This window comes from Aquimarina sp. AU119 (assembly GCF_900312735.1).
Lineage (GTDB): Bacteria > Bacteroidota > Bacteroidia > Flavobacteriales > Flavobacteriaceae > Aquimarina > Aquimarina algiphila.
On sequence record NZ_OMPF01000036.1, the window covers coordinates 68671 to 86625 of the forward strand.

At 32.1% G+C, this 17955-nt stretch carries 20 protein-coding genes; 13 read left to right on the forward strand and 7 right to left on the reverse strand.

The window, feature by feature from the left end; translation table 11 throughout:
- Window positions 1-29 precede the first annotated feature (29 nt).
- Window positions 30-551, reverse strand: coding sequence for a TlpA disulfide reductase family protein (locus DK442_RS26330; RefSeq protein ID WP_109438910.1), 522 nt, complete (start codon window positions 549-551; stop codon window positions 30-32).
- A 212-nt stretch (window positions 552-763) separates the two neighbouring features.
- On the opposite strand from DK442_RS26330, the gene DK442_RS26335 reads away from it, so the two are divergent.
- The 11 genes from DK442_RS26335 to DK442_RS26385 all read left to right on the forward strand — a co-directional run bounded on the left by DK442_RS26335 (window position 764) and on the right by DK442_RS26385 (window position 10550).
- Window positions 764-1249, forward strand: coding sequence for a MarR family winged helix-turn-helix transcriptional regulator (locus DK442_RS26335; RefSeq protein WP_235011035.1), 486 nt, complete (start codon window positions 764-766; stop codon window positions 1247-1249).
- Between the two features lie 35 nt (window positions 1250-1284).
- Window positions 1285-1851 carry a YceI family protein gene (locus DK442_RS26340; RefSeq protein ID WP_109438911.1) on the forward strand — a complete coding sequence of 189 codons (567 nt, stop codon included), beginning with the start codon at window positions 1285-1287 and terminating at the stop codon, window positions 1849-1851.
- Window positions 1852-2077: 226 nt separating this feature from the next.
- Window positions 2078-3475: an anthranilate synthase component I family protein gene (locus DK442_RS26345; RefSeq protein WP_109438912.1), complete on the forward strand. Its 1398-nt coding sequence runs from the start codon at window positions 2078-2080 to the stop codon at window positions 3473-3475.
- A 26-nt stretch (window positions 3476-3501) separates the two neighbouring features.
- Window positions 3502-4074: an aminodeoxychorismate/anthranilate synthase component II gene (locus DK442_RS26350; RefSeq protein ID WP_109438913.1), complete on the forward strand. Its 573-nt coding sequence runs from the start codon at window positions 3502-3504 to the stop codon at window positions 4072-4074.
- Window positions 4075-4162: 88 nt separating this feature from the next.
- Entirely contained in the window at window positions 4163-5158 is a 996-nt protein-coding gene (trpD, locus tag DK442_RS26355) for an anthranilate phosphoribosyltransferase (protein ID WP_109438914.1), read from the forward strand.
- An 89-nt stretch (window positions 5159-5247) separates the two neighbouring features.
- Window positions 5248-6030, forward strand: a complete 783-nt coding sequence (gene trpC, locus DK442_RS26360) for an indole-3-glycerol phosphate synthase TrpC (RefSeq protein WP_109438915.1) — start codon at window positions 5248-5250, stop codon at window positions 6028-6030.
- Window positions 6027-7160: an SDR family oxidoreductase gene (locus DK442_RS26365; protein WP_109438916.1), complete on the forward strand. Its 1134-nt coding sequence runs from the start codon at window positions 6027-6029 to the stop codon at window positions 7158-7160. The genes trpC and DK442_RS26365 overlap by 4 nt, the downstream gene beginning before the upstream one ends.
- Window positions 7161-7162: 2 nt before the next feature.
- Window positions 7163-7852: a phosphoribosylanthranilate isomerase gene (locus DK442_RS26370; protein WP_333924881.1), complete on the forward strand. Its 690-nt coding sequence runs from the start codon at window positions 7163-7165 to the stop codon at window positions 7850-7852.
- 11 nt (window positions 7853-7863) lie between these two features.
- Entirely contained in the window at window positions 7864-9045 is a 1182-nt protein-coding gene (gene trpB, locus DK442_RS26375; RefSeq protein ID WP_109438918.1) for a tryptophan synthase subunit beta, read from the forward strand.
- Window positions 9046-9174: 129 nt separating this feature from the next.
- Window positions 9175-9936 (forward strand): tryptophan synthase subunit alpha, encoded by a 762-nt coding sequence (gene trpA, locus DK442_RS26380; protein WP_109438919.1) that lies wholly within the window; start codon window positions 9175-9177, stop codon window positions 9934-9936.
- Between the two features lie 23 nt (window positions 9937-9959).
- Window positions 9960-10550 carry a DUF1287 domain-containing protein gene (locus DK442_RS26385; RefSeq protein WP_109438920.1) on the forward strand — a complete coding sequence of 197 codons (591 nt, stop codon included), beginning with the start codon at window positions 9960-9962 and terminating at the stop codon, window positions 10548-10550.
- 48 nt (window positions 10551-10598) lie between these two features.
- On the opposite strand, the gene DK442_RS26390 is transcribed toward DK442_RS26385, so the two are convergent.
- From DK442_RS26390 to DK442_RS26400, 3 genes are all read right to left on the reverse strand, one after another.
- A complete protein-coding gene (locus tag DK442_RS26390; protein ID WP_160114376.1) occupies window positions 10599-11036 on the reverse strand; it encodes a hypothetical protein in 438 nt (145 codons plus the stop codon).
- 164 nt (window positions 11037-11200) lie between these two features.
- Window positions 11201-11947 (reverse strand): hypothetical protein, encoded by a 747-nt coding sequence (locus DK442_RS26395; protein WP_109438922.1) that lies wholly within the window; start codon window positions 11945-11947, stop codon window positions 11201-11203.
- 1 nt (window position 11948) lies between these two features.
- Complete coding sequence (locus DK442_RS26400; RefSeq protein ID WP_109438923.1) at window positions 11949-12491, reverse strand: HD domain-containing protein; 543 nt, start codon at window positions 12489-12491, stop codon at window positions 11949-11951.
- 402 nt (window positions 12492-12893) lie between these two features.
- Between DK442_RS26400 and DK442_RS28900 the strand changes: the two genes are divergently transcribed.
- On the forward strand, window positions 12894-13112 hold the full coding sequence (locus tag DK442_RS28900) for a 30S ribosomal protein THX (RefSeq protein WP_109438924.1): 219 nt from the start codon (window positions 12894-12896) through the stop codon (window positions 13110-13112).
- Between the two features lie 117 nt (window positions 13113-13229).
- Window positions 13230-13862, forward strand: a complete 633-nt coding sequence (locus tag DK442_RS26410; protein WP_109438925.1) for a hypothetical protein — start codon at window positions 13230-13232, stop codon at window positions 13860-13862.
- A gap of 17 nt (window positions 13863-13879) precedes the next feature.
- Here the strand turns inward: DK442_RS26410 and DK442_RS26415 are convergent, their stop codons facing one another.
- From DK442_RS26415 to DK442_RS26430, 3 genes are all read right to left on the reverse strand, one after another.
- The gene (locus DK442_RS26415; RefSeq protein ID WP_109438926.1) at window positions 13880-14548 is read right to left on the reverse strand and encodes a uracil-DNA glycosylase family protein; all 669 of its coding nucleotides are present in this window, start codon (window positions 14546-14548) and stop codon (window positions 13880-13882) included.
- Window positions 14549-14845: 297 nt separating this feature from the next.
- On the reverse strand, window positions 14846-15322 hold the full coding sequence (locus tag DK442_RS26425) for a hypothetical protein (RefSeq protein ID WP_160114377.1): 477 nt from the start codon (window positions 15320-15322) through the stop codon (window positions 14846-14848).
- 5 nt (window positions 15323-15327) lie between these two features.
- Window positions 15328-17304, reverse strand: a complete 1977-nt coding sequence (locus DK442_RS26430; RefSeq protein ID WP_109438929.1) for a hypothetical protein — start codon at window positions 17302-17304, stop codon at window positions 15328-15330.
- Window positions 17305-17955 lie beyond the last annotated feature (651 nt).

Sequence of the window (17955 nt, forward strand, 5' to 3'; positions counted from 1 at the left end):
AGATTTACAATAATAGTTAATAAAGATATTTAAAGCATTTTTTTGAGCTCTTTTTCCAATTCATTATAGGTAAAAGATCTTTCATAAAAATTAACGGTTCCTCCTTTGTATATAATTGTAGCTGGTATAGAACCAGACCAATTCTTACTTACTTTTGGTATCCAATTATTAGCATCTGGATCATCCAATAGGACTACCTTACTTTCTATTTTTTGTTTTTTAACAAAAGGAATTAATTTAGACTCTACATGCTTAGGCAAATCCAGACTTACCAAAATAACTTCTACTTCATTATCGGGGTACCTACTATTAATCAACTCAAAATAAGGGAGTTCTGCCACACAAGGTTTACACCAAGTCGCCCAGAAATTAATAACCCTAGTTTTTTCATCATTAATCGTTAATAAAGGTTTGAAGCTTTCAAAATCATACACTGGTATTTCTACTCCTTTACTTTTAAAAACATCTGTAGCATCAAGAGCAATTGTCTGCTCTCCTTTACAGTTAGCAAAAAATATAACCAGTACTATATATAAAATCCATTTTAACATGACGCCAATGTATCAAAACCATTGTTTAGGGAAAAGAAAATTAACAAGGTTTCCATGTTTTATCTAAATATTTTCAGAATTTTTCACAAATGTTTAACCTAATAGTAATACTATTCTTAATGGCAATAATACTATTTAACCTTGCTTTAAATTTAATTTTAACAAAGAATTAATATCATTTTATAATTTTAAAAAGAAAAACCGACATACATTTGTACATACAAATATTGTATATACAATTGAAAATAGAAAACATTATAAAGACAGAAGTTGAGCTTCCAATTTCCAGAAAGGCAATAGTTAATCTACTCTATACCGAAAATTGGATAATGGAAAAAATCAATCTTGAATTAAAGACATATGACATCTCCATTCAACAATTTAACGTATTGCGCATTTTAAAAGGTCAAAAAGGCAAACCCGCTAACCTTTCTACAATACAGGAAAGAATGGTAAGCAAAATGAGTAACACGACAAGATTGGTTGATAAGCTTATTCACAAAGGGTATGTAAAAAGAGATACTTGTCCGTCTAATAGAAGAAAAGTTGAAATTACTATTACTCAGGAAGGAAAAATATTTATAGATAACATAAGTCCAATAATGACCACGTTCGAGGACCAGCTAACATCAAATCTTTCAAAAGAGGATTTGACACATCTCAATGAGCTCCTCAATAAACTAAGAGATATAAATTAATCATTAACTATATATAACTATTTATTTTAAAAATCATGAAAACTAAACTTAAAACATTAATCTTAGCTATTGCAGTTATAGCTACCACTTCTACTTTTGCACAAAAAAAAGAAGTTAAAGCTTCAGAAAGTACAATCAACTGGACTGGTAAAAAAGTTACTGGATCACATACCGGAACACTTAATTTATCTGAAGGCTTTCTTGTGTTTGACGGAGAAAATATTACCGGAGGAGAATTTACTGTTGATATGACCACACTAAAGGTTACAGATCTTGAAGCAGGGCAAGGAAAAGAAAAACTTGAAGGACACTTAAGTTCTGATGATTTCTTTAGTACCGCAAATCATAAAACAGCAAAACTAGTGGTAAAAAAAGCTAAAAAAACTGATAAAGGCTATAAAATTGCAGGAGATTTAACTATCAAAGGAAAAACAAACCCTATCGATTTTGATTTGGCCATTAATGGTAATGCTGCTTCTACTACGCTTAAAGTAGACAGAACCAAATATGATATTAAATACGGATCTGGAAGTTTCTTTGACAATTTAGGTGATAAAGCGATCAGTGATGAGTTCGAATTAGCTGTTAATTTAAAAATGTAAAATTTTATAGCTTCAAATTATAATTAATTTATATATTTGAGCCAAGAAATAAAAAATGAAAGTAATCTTAACAAATAATTGGTGGTGGTTATCTCAAAACGAAAACGTCGTGAGATAGTTCCTGTTATTATGTTAAGTAAACATATCAAAGGCTTGTCAAATCACGACAAGCCTTTTTTTTGTTACCTAATCAAAGACTTTAAATTATAAATCAGTAAAGTATAAAATGAGTTATAAATTAACCACACATTTCAGACAAATCCTGGCAGACACCTTTACTCCAGTAAGTGTTTATCTAAAGATTCGAGATCGTTTCCCCAATAGCTTACTATTAGAAAATAACGACTATCGAGGCAGTGAAAATAGTTTTTCTTATATCTGTTGTAATCCAATTGCAAATATCAAAATAGAAAACGAAATTATTTATCAATCTTTCCCTGATAAAAGCATTAAAGAAATTCCTATTACAGAAGACACTAATATCCCTGAAATTGTTGAACAATTTGGTAAGCAATTTGAAACCACAAAAAGTAACTTCAAATTTATTAACAATGGTCTTTTTGGATATATAGCATATGATGCTGTTCGATATTTTGAAGATATATCGATTTCTAAAAAAGAAGGTGCGCTAGACATTCCTGATTTACAATACACAGTATATCAAAACATTATTGCTATTAGTAATTTTACCAATGAAGCCTATATTTTTGCACATTGTTACGAATCTGAAAGTAATATCTCTGAAATTGAATCTTTACTTAAGGTTAAAAACTTTGCTTCATATAATTTCGCCACTATAGGAGATACAACTTCAAACCTTAATGACGAACAATATAAAGAACATGTAACATTGGCAAAAAAGCACTGCCTAAGAGGCGATGTTTTTCAGTTAGTACTGTCCAAGCGCTTTTCGCAGAAGTTTAAAGGAGATGAGTTTAATGTATATCGAGCACTACGAAGCGTCAACCCTTCTCCGTACCTGTTTTATTTTGATTATGGAGATTTTAAAATATTCGGAAGTTCTCCTGAGGCTCAATTGGTGGTAAAGGATGATATGGCAGAAATTCATCCTATTGCCGGAACCTTTAAACGTACAGGAAATGATGAACAAGATGCAGAATTAGCAAAAAAATTATCTGAGGATGAAAAAGAAAATGCAGAACATGTAATGTTGGTTGATTTGGCACGCAATGACCTAAGTCGCAACGGAAGTGATGTTACCGTAGAAACCTATAGGGAAGTTCAATTTTATTCTCACGTAATTCATTTGGTGAGTAAGGTCACTGGTAAAAAACACCAGGATACAACTACCATGCAAGTTGTAGCTGATACCTTTCCTGCAGGAACTTTAAGTGGGGCACCAAAGCACATGGCTATGCAACTTATAGAAAAATACGAGACCGTAAATCGTGATTTCTATGGTGGAGCTATTGGTTTTATGGATTTTTCGGGAAACTTTAATCATGCTATTATGATTCGTACTTTTTTAAGTAAAAATCACCAATTACATTGGCAGGCTGGAGCTGGATTGGTTAACGAATCAAACGAAGAAAACGAATTACAGGAAGTATATAATAAATTAGGAGCATTAACCAAAGCATTAAAACTTGCTGAAGAAATATAGGAGCTTAGAAACTCCAAAATTAAAAAATGAGTAAAAAAATATTAGTGATAGACAATTACGATTCATTTGTATACAATCTGGTTCATTATTTAGAAGATTTAGGTTGTGAAGTTATCGTAAAACGTAATGATCAGTTACGATTAGAAGATGTTGAACAATACCAGAAAATCTTACTTTCTCCAGGCCCTGGTATACCCGAAGAAGCTGGTTTATTAAAAGACATCATTAAAACGTACGCCAATACCAAAAGTATTTTTGGAGTCTGTCTGGGGCAACAAGCTATAGGCGAAGTTTTTGGCGGGGATTTAGTCAACCTTGAAAATGTATATCATGGTGTTGCTACAAACATCACACTATCAGTAAAAGATGAACCTCTTTTTGATGGGTTAAATGAAAACTTTGATGTAGGTCGATATCACTCATGGGTAGTCGCTGATCAAAACTTACCAGACTGTCTCCAAGCAACATCTTATGACGAAAATGGTCAAATTATGTCTTTACGCCATAAAGAATTAGATGTACGTGGAGTACAATTTCACCCAGAATCGGTATTAACTCCTGATGGAAAAAAAATACTGGAAAACTGGATAAAGGATTAATTTTTTCATGCTCTCAATAATGAGAGACTCAATATTAAATAATAAAAGAATTTCTGCTTTTGTAGAAATGATAAGAAATAATTTTTAGATGAAAAATTTACTAAATCGATTAATCAATCACGAAACCATCTCTAAAGAAGAAGCAAAAGGTGTTTTGGTCAATATTTCTAAAGGAGAATATAATCAAAGTCAAATTGCATCATTCCTTACAGTATATATGATGCGTAGTATTACTGTAGAAGAATTAGAGGGATTTAGAGATGCCTTACTAGAACTTTGTATTGCTATAGATTTAAGTGAGTATAATCCGGTGGATCTTTGTGGTACAGGTGGTGATGGAAAAGATACTTTTAATATATCAACGCTTTCTTCTTTTGTTTCTGCCGGAGCAGGAATTAAGGTGACCAAACATGGTAATTATGGAGTTTCGTCTAAATGTGGAAGTTCTAACGTGATGGAACATCTCGGTATTAAATTTAGTAATGATAAAGATTTTTTAAGACGAAGTATTGATGAAGCTGGTATTTGTGTCCTACATGCTCCATTGTTTCATCCTGCTATGAAAAATGTAGCACCAATTCGTAAAGAATTAGGTGTAAAAACATTCTTTAATATGCTTGGCCCTATGGTAAATCCAGCATTTCCTAAAAATCAGATGGTTGGAGTTTTTAATCTCGAACTAGCAAGAATGTACGGGTATTTATACCAAAATACAGATAAAAACTTTACTATAATTCATGCATTAGACGGATACGATGAAATTTCTTTAACAGGAAGCACAAAAACCATTTCTAATCGTACAGAAGGAATGTTAACACCACTGGACTTTGGAGTATCAGCATTAAGACAAGAACAAATTGCTGGTGGTGATTCAATAGAAGAATCTGCTAATATATTTATGAATATTCTAAGTGGTAAAGGCACAGAAGCACAAAACAATGTGGTTTGTGCTAATGCAGGAATGGCAATTGCTACAGTTAAAGGCCTTGAACCAAAACAAGGGTTCGAAAAAGCAAAGGAGGCACTACTTTCTCTGAAAGGACTTGCTGCATTGAAAAAAGTACAAGAGCTTAGTAAAAATTAAGAAAACAAATTTTGTTTTTCAGGATAAACTGGAATTTAAATACTAACTATAATTAAGAAGATCCTGAAACAAGTTCAGGATGATAGGAAATGAACATATTAGACAAAATAATAGTCGATAAACACAAAGAAGTAAAGCTTAAAAAAAGTTTAATTCCGGTTACGCAACTTGAAAATTCTGTATTGTTTGAGCGTAAAACAAATTCGTTAGCAAACGCATTACAAACTAGTGCTACAGGTATTATAGCAGAACACAAACGCAGGTCTCCTTCTAAATCTGTAATTAATCAAAATGTAAGTGTCCAAGATGTTGCGGAAGGATATGAAACAGCTGGCGTATGTGGAATGTCTGTTTTGACCGATGGAAAGTATTTTGGAGGTTCTTTGGATGATCTTCTTTTAGCAAGATCTTCTGTTAAAATGCCTTTACTTCGCAAAGAATTTATCATCGATGAATACCAACTATTAGAAGCTAAAGCCCATGGAGCAGATGCCATCTTACTAATTGCTGCAGTATTAACACGCGATCAGATTAAATCCCTATCAGAATTTGCAAAAAGCTTATCTCTGGATGTGTTATTAGAGGTTCATAATCAAGAAGAGCTTCAGAAATCGATTATGCCTTCATTAGATATGTTGGGAGTAAATAACAGAAATCTAAAAACCTTTGAAGTGAGTACCGATATTAGCAAATCACTAAGTACACAAATACCAGATGATTTTGTTAAAGTTTCAGAAAGCGGAATTAGCAGTATCGAGGCCATAAAAGATTTAAAACAATATGATTATAAAGGTTTCTTAATTGGCGAAAATTTTATGAAGACAGAAAACCCGGGAGCCAGCGCTATAGAATTTATAAAACAACTAAAATGAATACAATATTAGTAACTGGAGTAACAGGAAATATAGGCTCACATGTATTGTTTGAACTACTGTTTGATTTGTATTCAAAAAGTGAAGAGGCAACTATCTATGTCTTGATTCGTAAACAACCTAAAAAATCTGCAAAACAACGTTTATTAGACGAAGTTTTTACAGAACAGCTTATTCCCAAAAAAATAGTTCCTTTCTATAAAGAATACTTAGAAAAATACATCCACGTCATTGAAGGAGAAATCAACAACTTTATACTTCCCGATGATGCGGGAAATGATTTGATCGTATATCATTTAGCTGCTTCAGTAAATTTAAGCAATACCGAAAAAGCAAAAAACGAAATTGCTCATGTAAATTATGTCAATACACAAGCATTTTTTGAGACTATTAAATTGAGAACAAAAAAATTAGTCTTTGTAAGTACAGCTTTCTCCAGAGGTGAAATAGAAGGTGAAATTACCGACGATTATCACTCTGTTACAAATTTTGATTTTAGAAACTTTTACGAAGCTTATAAAATGAAAGTTGAAAAATTGATCTTACAAATTGCCAAAGAAAATAATTTCAGTTGTACCATTGCCCGTCCAAGTGTTGTATCCGGAAGACTTATTGACTATCCAAAATTTGTAAGCAGTCGATATATTGTATTCTATGCAATTGGTGAGTTCTTCAAAAAAATAAAAAAGACACATCCAGAGCTGGGAAAAGTTAGAATGGTATTAAACATGGATGGAGGACTTAATATTGTCCCCGTAGATTATGTGGCCAAAGGAATCATTCGTGCAACAGATATCGATGAAGAGCAACTCAATATTACATTAACTCAAAATGTTCCAACACAACATATTATCAAAAGTATTTTGCAAAAATGTGGTGTAGAGATTGAATTGGTTGATGAAGAACCAAAAGACAAAACAAGGATTGAAAAATTATTTTATAAAACAATTGGTAGTCAATTGGTAAAATATTCAACATCCAAAAAACATAATTTTGAGTCTAAATTGATAAGAGAATTACTAGCTGATATTGAAGAACCTAATATGCTCGATAGCTTTAGTGAGGTATACAATTTTGCTCACAATATTAATTTTGATAATAACAATATTAAATTAGAACCAAATCTTTAACATTGAAAACTAAAAACATAAAAATAAAGGTTTGCGGAATGAAGTTTCCCGAAAACATTAAGGATGTTGCTCTATTACAACCAGACTATTTAGGGTTTATTTTCTATGAGAAATCTCCAAGAAATTTTGAAGGAGGTATCCCTAATGTTTCAGAAAAAATCAAAAAAACTGGAGTTTTTGTGGATGCTTCTATCGATTTTATTATCAAAAACGTAAAACAACATGATTTCAAAGCTATCCAGTTACATGGTAATGAAAGTGTTGAATTTTGTATTGAGCTTAAAAATGAGCTTAATAGCCCTGACAGGTTTTTAAAACCTATAGGGTCTCAGCATATAGAATTATGGAAAGTATTTTCTATCAAAGATCAATTTGATTTTGATATCCTAAAACCATATGAAGGAATTGTAGACTGCTTCTTATTTGATACCAAAGGCAAAGAAAAAGGTGGTAATGGATATGTTTTTGATTGGCGAGTTTTAGAAGGATACTCTTCTTCTACTCCATTTATTTTAAGTGGCGGTATTGGTTTAGCCGAAATTGATGCTGTTCAAAATTTTCTAAACAGACCAGAATCTAAATACCTATATGCCATTGACGTTAATAGCAAGTTTGAAGATTCACCTGGATTAAAGAATACAGAAAACATAAAAAAATTTAAAAAACAAATAGTATCACTCTTAGGAGAATAAAAAATTATAGTATGACTTATCAAGCAAATGAAAAAGGATATTATGGAGATTTTGGAGGAGCATATATTCCCGAAATGCTATATCCTAACGTAGAAGAATTAAGAACTACATATCTCGATATTATGAATGAACCTTCTTTTAAAGAAGAGTTTAATCAATTACTAAAAGATTATGTGGGCCGTCCATCTCCTTTATATTATGCTAAACGACTTTCAGAAAAACATAACACAAAAGTATACCTAAAGCGTGAAGACCTTAATCATACTGGAGCTCATAAAGTAAATAACACCATCGGTCAAATACTTGTCGCCAAAAAATTAGGTAAAAACCGAATCATTGCAGAAACCGGAGCTGGACAACATGGGGTTGCTACTGCAACAGTTTGTGCCTTGATGGGGGTAGAATGTATTGTTTATATGGGAGAAATTGATATTAAAAGACAAGCTCCTAATGTGGCTCGTATGAAGATGCTTGGTGCAGAAATAAGACCTGCTAAATCTGGAAGCAAGACGCTTAAAGATGCCACCAATGAAGCAATACGAGATTGGATCAATAACCCTGTAGATACGCATTATATTATTGGTTCTGCTATTGGCCCACATCCCTACCCAGATATGGTGACACGATTTCAATCTATAATCTCTGAAGAAATCAAATGGCAATTAAAAGAAAAAGAAGGAAAAGAACATCCTGATTATGTAGTCGCTTGTATTGGGGGCGGAAGTAATGCTGCAGGAACATATTATCACTTTCTGGATAACCCAAACGTAGGCATTATTGCCGTTGAAGCAGCCGGAAAAGGAATACATAGTGGAGAAAGCGCAGCTACATCTCAACTAGGTAAAGAAGGTATTATTCATGGTTGTAAAACGCTATTGATGCAAACTCCTGATGGGCAAATTACAGAACCTTATTCAATTTCTGCAGGGCTTGATTACCCTGGCGTTGGACCTTTACATGCGCATCTATATAAATCTGGACGAGGAGAATTTTATTCTGTAACAGATGATGATGCTATGACTGCCGGGTTAGAACTATCACAATTAGAAGGTATTATTCCTGCTATAGAAACCTCTCATGCATTGGCTATTTTTAATGATAAAAAATTTAAGCCCGATGATATCGTTGTGATCAGTCTTTCTGGCCGAGGAGATAAAGATCTTAATACATACATAGATTATTTTAAACTGTAAAATAGTTTATTTTATCTATTTCAAAAAAGAATTAAAACTTGTCATTCCAGCCTTGACTGGAATCCACAATACAAACTAAAGAATGAAAAGATTCTCTCCTTCGAGAGAATGACATAAAATAGAACTTTTATGAACAGAATTAATACAACCCTAGAACAAGACAAAAAAATACTTTCTATATATTTTACTGCCGGATACCCATCACTTCATGATACTACAAAAGTGATTCAGGATTTAGAAAAAAATGGAGTAGATATGATAGAAATCGGATTACCTTTTAGTGATCCCTTAGCCGATGGACCAACTATTCAGGAAAGCTCTACCATAGCGCTAAAAAATGGTATGACGACTTCTATTCTATTTGACCAGCTAAAAGATATTCGAAAAACCGTAAATATCCCTTTAATCATAATGGGGTATTTTAATCCAATGATGCAATATGGTATAGAGGCATTTTGTGCCAAATGTCAAGAAATAGGTATTGATGGGTTGATTATTCCAGACCTACCAGTAGCAGAATATCATGAGCATTATCAGGAAACATTTGAAAAATACGGATTAATTAATGTATTACTTATTACTCCTCAAACTTCTGATGAACGAATACGATTTATCGATAGTGTCTCTAACGGTTTTATATACATGGTGAGCTCTGCAAGTACAACAGGAGCCAAAAACACCTTTGGAAACACACAACAAAAATATTTTGAGCGTATCCAATCTCTTAATTTAAAAAACCCACAAATTGTAGGTTTTGGGATAAGCAATAATGAAACATTTATGCAGGCCACTAAAACAAGCCAAGGAGCTATTATTGGTTCTGCTTTTATAAAACATTTGACTCACCAAGGAGTAGATAAGATTGGAGATTTTGTAAAAGAAATACGATAACCATCCTATAAAAAATAATTGATATGCTCATTAAAAAAATCACAACATCTGTACTCCTAATTATAATATCATTACAATTTAGTTTTGGGCAATCCGATTTTAAAACCAGATTATCCAATGCCGGATTAGAATTAACAAAACAAGAAGTTACTTATGATCCTGCTTATTTCTCTATTGATTATCCAAATGGAGATGTCCCTAGTGATAAAGGAGTCTGCACAGATGTCGTGATAAGAGCATATCGAAAACTAGATATCGATCTACAAAAAGAGGTACATCTGGATATGAAAACTAATTTTAATCTATATCCAAAAAACTGGGGATTATCTAAAACCGATAAAAATATCGATCATAGAAGAGTTCCTAATCTAATGAAATTCTTTTCTCGATTTGGAAAAGTAAAACCTATTTCCAAAATATCAGATGATTATATTCCTGGAGATATTGTCTGTTGGAATCTTGGTGGAGGAATTACTCATATCGGATTAGTTGTTGACAAAAAATCTGCTGATAAAAAACGATATATGATTGTTCATAATATTGGTAGTGGTCAAGTATTAGCTGATTGTCTTTTTGATTATAAAATTATTGGTCATTATTCTTACATAAAGTAGTTTTCAAAATTCTAAACCTTAATCTCACAGCAAATCTGTATTGTATCTTTAATATTCGTAAAGTATTTGCTCGTCCCAAAACTCTAGATTTAAAAGTACTTTATTACTATCTACTATTCGAATTGGTCTTAAATCAAAAGAGTATGTTTTTGAAATAAAAGCATTGCATAACTCTTCGTTTTTAAGCAGAATTCTTAGGTCTCGTTGTTCTGGATTAGATTCGGCAACTCTATTAGCATCTACCAATTCAGTTACCCAGGTTTCACCACTACAACCTCCAGATCCGATGATAACTTCTAAACAATCTCCAGTTATCTCAACACTTTGAATTGAAAATACAGAAGATTCATTATTCTTATATTTTAGAATATCTATACTAGTTATTTGGTCACATTTAGAATCTATAAATTCATCATTATCATCTGAATCACTACAGGACACAAATAACATCAAGAAAAGGCAGAAAATTGTAAAGATCTTTTTCATGTTCTTCTTTATACCAAGATGATGAAATCTAGAAAAGGTTGTGTGCAAACTCATATTTTATTCTCGGTTTAACACATAGTAAGTTTAAAGATTTGTGTGATTTATCAAATAGATCGCAATTTTTGGATTAAAATCTATTTTTTATTTATAACATTATTCTTGTTTCATTCAATATCAGGTGACCAATGAGGATCTAAGGATTTACCATGTCCTTTAGGACACTTTCCATATCCAAAAGAACTAGAACTCCAGTGTTTACTACAGTAAAATTCACAGCAACTATCACAATAGCCAGCCATATCATAAAATTGATCTCGTATTTTACTCGCAATATATGGTTTTGTAAATGCATCAATTATCCTCAATTTTCGTTTCAAATTGATAGCATCTCCAATCTCTCCATTATTTCCTCCCGGGCCAGAATATAGTAAATAAGTGGCATCAAAGTTTCTAAATTTTTTGTATTGATTTAATTTTTCATTACTCCATTCATTTGCTCCTTTAGGGTATAGATTTGGTTCTACAATTTCAATTTTGGCAACTGAATTATTACACTCCGAACACATGGGTTCAAAACAGATTGACTTTATATTAAGTTCTTCTATTCCTTGACTTAATGAAACATCTATTTTCTTAACGAGTCGATATTTTTTCTTATCAAATTCTTCTTTATGTTTTTCATCATCTGAATATTCTTTAACAAGTTCGATTACCCCTTCTTCACATAGTTTTTCTAAGTCATCATAAGAGATATCGTTTAAGGAAAAAGATTCAGACTTTCCATTGATTTCGAGAAACCAGGGATACCACATTACACCCCAAAATTCCCAGTGGTATTCAAATTCAAAACAATTAGCCTTTTCACATTTTTCTCGGATTTCAGAAATTAAAACATGTAATCTTTCATTCATTCTAAAGTGCTTTAATCATTTCTTCATATTCGCAAATTTTCGTTTCCAATCTTTTATTTAAATAATCATTCTTATTTTTTAGAGTAGATGAGATTAGCTTTGCTTCATTACAATATTTAATTATTTTATCTTTACTCCAATGTTGTGGTGGGGTTTGTAAATTTGTTATTCTATCAGCAATTTTAACAAGACCAACCTCTTTTTTTAATTTATTTATGCGAGTTAAGCTATCTATCATTTTTTCCTCTTTGGACACTAACTTTTCATCTTTTGTTAATGCGCAAACCGCTTGAGCAATAGTTTCATTAAATTCTTTTTTAATTTCATCAAAATCTGCTGTTGTATCTTCAATTGTATCATGTAATATAGCTATCTGAATCGCAAAATCAATATCAAAAGTTTTATCAAAATTATATGCAATTAATACTTCCATAGCAACATTAGAAATATGTAACAGATAATTAGAATTTGTTCCTGGGACTTTCTGCTCACTGTGTTTTTCGCCAGCAAACTTCATTGCTTTTTGATATAATTCTTGTGTCATTTTATTATTTAACTTATAGTAGATAACCTCTACTGCATTATAGGTTTACATCTCACAGGGAATAAACAAATTAAGCAAACCTTATTAATTTTTATTTAATAGTTCTTAATCATCCCAGATCTGAACCTCAATACATCTCTAATATCATACTAATTCCTATATAAATGTACACATATCTCCCAATATTGATATATACATAAGCCAGTAATTCTTTTCTTATTGTTTTTCTTTTTATACAATTCTATCTATGATAGCATTAACCTGATCAACCATGAATCTGTATTATGTTTTGCAAATATGTTTTTCATCCTTGTCTGGTTTGAAGAAAAAACAGAAAATTATATTTAAATCCGTATATTAGTATATAACACATAATCAATTAATTAACGCAAAATTTAATTTATGGGTAAAGGAGATAAAAAAACACGTCGTGGTAAAATATGGATAGGAACTTATGGTAGATTAAGACGCCGAAAAAAAGCAGCAGCCGTACCTACAGTTGCAAAACCTAAAGCTAAATCAACAACTAAAGCCAAACCAAAAACAGAAGTAGAACCTGAACCAAAGGCCAAACCAGTAGCAAAAAAAAGTACAGAAAAGAAAGTGGAAAAAGAAACATAAACAAGATGAATACATATTTTAGAAACCCTAAATTCAATACGATTGATTTTAGGGTTTTCTTTTTCTTTTGTAGTTCTATCGAGATTAATTATCATTGTATTTCTAAATATAAAATCCATGGCCAAAAAATTACTAGTATTATTAATGACCATTCTTATTGTTTCTTGTAATGACAGTAAGACACAAAAGACTTCAGACGCTCTCGATGAAGTCGAGTCTAATGAGAGAAAAGATAACACCAATAGTCCAGTTGATGAAAATTCTAGCAATACATCTAACCTCAACGGAGTTGATTTTTCAGCAGAAGTAAAGAATTTTATCACCTGTAAAAAAGCTGCTACAGAACGTAATGACTGTAGAAATAGTATTACTAAAATTATCACTAAAACATATGATCTTACAGAATTTAATGATCCTAAATTAGGCTATGTAGTTTATGATAGTATACGACCTATTGTAGAAAGATCAAGAGAATGGTTACAACTTGGCTCTATAAATCAAGAGACAATAAATCAGGCCTTAGCGCATACCAATCGTGGAGGTTTATCATTAATCATCGATACTGCTAACACATATGGACATGTAGTGATGATTATTCCTGGTGAGACTAAAAAATCAGGTTCATGGGCAATGAAATTACCTAATGTTTTATCCTTAACAAATTACAAGCCAGAAAAATCATTCTATAATAAATCACTCTCCTATGCAATGCAAAAAAGTGATGATTTAAAGATTTTTTTGAGGCAATAAAAAAATAAAATCTCTAGTTAAAAGAATTTTTGATACTGCATCACCCTAAAATCAATCGTATTGAATTTAGGGTTTTGTTTTTTTAACTCTTTATACTCTTGTAAACTACCAATAGCTCTATTCGCAGCTCCTGATGGCGCTGTTAATGACACGGTTTTTATTATTCTATTTTCACGGCTCTGCTGACTTAATATAAATTGATGTATTCTCGGAATTTCATCTGAAACCACCTCTAGTTTCATATCATATTCTTTGAGATGTTTTCTGAAAAAATATTCAGGACCGTTTTTACTATTACCTCCAGTAAATATTAAAGTATCTATTTTTGGATATTGCAACAAATATCCTATGAGATCTCTTAACTTAATGTTTTGCATTCCCAAATCTGAAGCATCAATCTTTTGGCGATTACAGCTATGTACTATATCACAAACTCCAATACCTCTTGATGTTAAGAAATCTTTTCTTTGCTTTGCTGCCACTTCTGTAGTTTCAAAAACCAAATTAAGTTCGAAAATCCGATCCAGAACCGGCCATAGTAATCCGTTACTGCTACCATAGCAGAAATCTACATCCTTTTCATTAAGTTCTCTAGTGGTAAAACGTGGTGGTGGAAGCGTTCCTACAATTAATTTTGTTGCTCCTTCTGGAAAAAAGGGTTCGTATGGGTGGGTATGTATGAACACTATAAAGATTTACAAATTATGATTCACGAAGGTAAAAGTAATATTAATAATGGAAAAGTGATATTAATATCTATGCTTTCAATCTCCTTGTGCTCTTTTGATTTTTATGATTTCTACTGCTACTTTTTTTGATGCTGTACTCCTTGTCTATTATCTACTAGATCTGCAATCTCTCTTGCCTCCTTTTGATTTTTGGGATCTAATAACCATTGTTTTTCGCAATCAATCGTTAACACAAAAAAAGCAATGTCATATTATAGACATTGCTTTTATACTTGAAGCTATTGTAATTCGTTACTAGTTTTTAGCTTTTATTTTCTTTATCTCTTTATACACAAAATCGACATATCTTAATTGTGGGTGGGTAACTTGTTTCTTTAACAATTGCCATTTTCCGTATATATTTCTTTGAAAAATTATTTGTACAGCTTTACTTTCTGAATATTGAACATACCCAATTCGAGCTATATTATAACTAATCTCTAAATATTTTATATCATAATAATCATGTATTTGGTTATCATACAATTCTTGTTCTCTAATAAATGATATCGACTTTTCACTATTTTTTATTTTATTATTTAGAGGAACGCAAAAATTAGCTGTTATATCATCAATTTTAATTTGAATCGTATCTTGTTTATTTTCTTTTATAAACATTGATTGAAAAAGAATTTCTTTTAAACCTTCATAATCTTTATTACCATCAGTATACCAGTTTTGTGAATAGCTTTGTAAAGATATAAACATGATAAAAATTGATAAAAACTTCATATGACTTAATTTTTTCTATTTAATAAATAACTTTGATGTACTTTATTAGCATCTTCTGGGTCTTGCTCTGTTAGACCTACTACTTCCATATCAAAATCCGTACCTTCGGCATCACTGGCTAATGGATCATCGGAAGTATACATGTTACCATTGTACAAATAATCTCCTAAATGAGTTATTTCATGTAAAGTAGCTATTGCAATAAAAAAACGTAAAGCTTCAGTGTTAAGGCTTTTTTTCTCTCTTAATTTTTCTTCTAAATCCCAGTGAAGAGTAATAGTATTTAAATCTCCTCCTTCAAAGATTTCTCCATTATATAATCCCCATCCTAAACCTGTGCTACCAAATTCAACTGTTACACTGCTCTCTGACCCCCAAGTTAAGGCATTTTTAATTTGTTGATCATTTAAACTTCCATATTTTTTTAATGCGTTTACCAAAAATGCATCATTAGCCATCTTAGGAAGTTCCTCCTTAAGGATTTGAGTTGTTAATGGATATTCGATAGCATAATTTGTGCCAGGAGGATATTTCACAAAAGGCTTAATGCTTATCAATGTACCATCTATAGCAGCTTTTATAATTTCTACTGCTGCTTTTTTTGATGCTGCACTCCCTTGTCTATTATCTACTAGATCTGCAATCTCCCTTGCCTCCTTTTGATTTTTAGGATCTAATAACCATTGCTCTTGTGCGGGGCTTAGAATTGCAAAATATTCTATACTTAATGTTTTTAAAGCCTTGATCAGGTTATGGATTTCTGATGGGGTAGTGATCGCAATACCATCGGCATCAGGGCATCCTATTTCTAATCCACCAATGGCAATATTAGGATTATCTTCTCCCGGGCCAATAGCATTTTTACCTTTTGCCTGCGCAACACTTTTACCTATAGCGTTAGTACAAAAACCACCTCCTAAAGATAATCCCAAAGTACTATTAATACGATCTCTAAGCCTTATCCCTCCCGAGGTTAAATTAGCTTCGTTTTCTACCAGGCCATTATATATCGTTTCCAGTTGACAAAGACTATATTGCCCATTAAAGTACACATCTGTAGCATCATAGATCACTGTACCATCTATAAACGTATTAGCATACCTTGGTTTGGCAGCAACATTAACATCGATACAGGTCTGGCTAGTGACCAATTTATGTCCTGTACCACTATATCCAGAACTGGCATCTCCACATCGATTGTCTCCTGTGCCACCACCATTAGGCCCTCCCGGATGATCGGTATCACTATTAGGTCCATCACATTGGTAACGTACTTTTTTGGTTCTCGTTACACATATGGTAACCGTACCAATAACGTTATTTGGCCCAGATCCTCTAAAAGTTCTTCTTGGTAAAGGAGTGCCTTTTGTAAAATAACCGGACAGGTCTCCCTTTGCAGAAAAACCACCAACTCTATCTGGAGTATCAGGTTGTATATCTATAGGCGGGCAACCAGAAGAGGATTTTGATGCTATGACATTAACCTCACTACCAAAAAAATCTTTGGCCTTATAGGTCTCTATTTGCCAATTTAGTGTATTATGATCTTCTGCTGTGATCTCATGAGCTTTTTTATCGGTTACATATTTTACAACAAAAGGTTCACCAAGAGCACCTTCTTTATCAGTTTTTACCACCAAATTATAAAACTCATATGCACTGGTATTAGGTACCGTAAGTAATGTACTATAGGTTTTCTCTCCAGATATACTATTAAGTTCTGTAACCTGTCCCTGATCAATAGTAACATGGTCAAATGATGTTGATTTGGCGGCAGTAAATGCAGTAGTAAAAGCTTTAAATACTTCAGGAACTTCTGTAGCATTAGCATACCTGTATGTAGATGAGGATATATTGTCTTGTGCGGCTATGGGTAGAGGTGTTGCGGTAAAATCTTCTTCTTTCTCGCATGCATAAAAGAGTACAAGACTTACTAAAGCAATAGCAATACCACGATACATTTTAAAATGTTTTTTTAGCATTTGTTTTCAAATTTAAAAATAAGTAATTCATTCACTGAAAGGATAACGTCTTTTTTATCTATATCATATAGCTCTGACAGGGGATATATCCCTTTTTCGTTAACCGGTATAATACTATACAGATCAAAAGAAGCTTTCTTTACTTTCTGGTACAATATTAAAACATGCCAGTTTCATTTTTTGACACTGGGATATTTTTTTGTTATTTCCCTTTGGATAGTAAATCCAAAGCAAAGCTAAAATATGAGAATATAAAAAGCTTACAGAAATCTATAATCAAATTATTTTTATAAAACCTGAATAAAAATAGTTATTGTTCATTGTTAAGAAAGGGTAATATTTAAAAGAGAATCAGGTTCAGGATAACAACAAGCCCAATATAAAACATACTGCTCGGTAGCCAAAGTAATCATCTCGGTAAGCAAATATTATATCTCAGTGGACCAATACCCATGCTTGGTACATAAAAAAGTCAACTCCTCTTACAAAAAAACTATCTCTTCCTATAAGTATTTGTTCTCGGTGAGTAAACAACCCTGCTCCTCCTACAAAACAATCATCTCTTCTTACAAACAACCCTGCTCGGTGTACAAACAACCCCTCTCGGTGGGCTGTGCAAATTGTTAAAACTAAAATAATGATTCCTAAATT

What these genes read in the sequence shown, in the direction of transcription:
- DK442_RS26350 (WP_109438913.1), top strand. Translation starts at nt 3,502, where the DNA reads ATGAGTAAAAAAATATTAGTGATAGACAATTACGATTCATTTGTATAC.
- DK442_RS26400 (WP_109438923.1), bottom strand. Translation starts at nt 12,491, where the DNA reads ATGACACAAGAATTATATCAAAAAGCAATGAAGTTTGCTGGCGAAAAA.
- DK442_RS26395 (WP_109438922.1), bottom strand. Translation starts at nt 11,947, where the DNA reads ATGAATGAAAGATTACATGTTTTAATTTCTGAAATCCGAGAAAAATGT.
- DK442_RS26410 (WP_109438925.1), top strand. Translation starts at nt 13,230, where the DNA reads ATGGCCAAAAAATTACTAGTATTATTAATGACCATTCTTATTGTTTCT.
- trpC (WP_109438915.1), top strand. Translation starts at nt 5,248, where the DNA reads ATGAACATATTAGACAAAATAATAGTCGATAAACACAAAGAAGTAAAG.
- DK442_RS26425 (WP_160114377.1), bottom strand. Translation starts at nt 15,322, where the DNA reads ATGAAGTTTTTATCAATTTTTATCATGTTTATATCTTTACAAAGCTAT.
- DK442_RS26330 (WP_109438910.1), bottom strand. Translation starts at nt 551, where the DNA reads ATGTTAAAATGGATTTTATATATAGTACTGGTTATATTTTTTGCTAAC.
- trpB (WP_109438918.1), top strand. Translation starts at nt 7,864, where the DNA reads ATGACTTATCAAGCAAATGAAAAAGGATATTATGGAGATTTTGGAGGA.
- DK442_RS26390 (WP_160114376.1), bottom strand. Translation starts at nt 11,036, where the DNA reads ATGAAAAAGATCTTTACAATTTTCTGCCTTTTCTTGATGTTATTTGTG.
- DK442_RS26385 (WP_109438920.1), top strand. Translation starts at nt 9,960, where the DNA reads ATGCTCATTAAAAAAATCACAACATCTGTACTCCTAATTATAATATCA.
- DK442_RS26365 (WP_109438916.1), top strand. Translation starts at nt 6,027, where the DNA reads ATGAATACAATATTAGTAACTGGAGTAACAGGAAATATAGGCTCACAT.
- trpA (WP_109438919.1), top strand. Translation starts at nt 9,175, where the DNA reads ATGAACAGAATTAATACAACCCTAGAACAAGACAAAAAAATACTTTCT.
- DK442_RS28900 (WP_109438924.1), top strand. Translation starts at nt 12,894, where the DNA reads ATGGGTAAAGGAGATAAAAAAACACGTCGTGGTAAAATATGGATAGGA.
- trpD (WP_109438914.1), top strand. Translation starts at nt 4,163, where the DNA reads ATGAAAAATTTACTAAATCGATTAATCAATCACGAAACCATCTCTAAA.
- DK442_RS26340 (WP_109438911.1), top strand. Translation starts at nt 1,285, where the DNA reads ATGAAAACTAAACTTAAAACATTAATCTTAGCTATTGCAGTTATAGCT.
- DK442_RS26345 (WP_109438912.1), top strand. Translation starts at nt 2,078, where the DNA reads ATGAGTTATAAATTAACCACACATTTCAGACAAATCCTGGCAGACACC.
- DK442_RS26430 (WP_109438929.1), bottom strand. Translation starts at nt 17,304, where the DNA reads ATGCTAAAAAAACATTTTAAAATGTATCGTGGTATTGCTATTGCTTTA.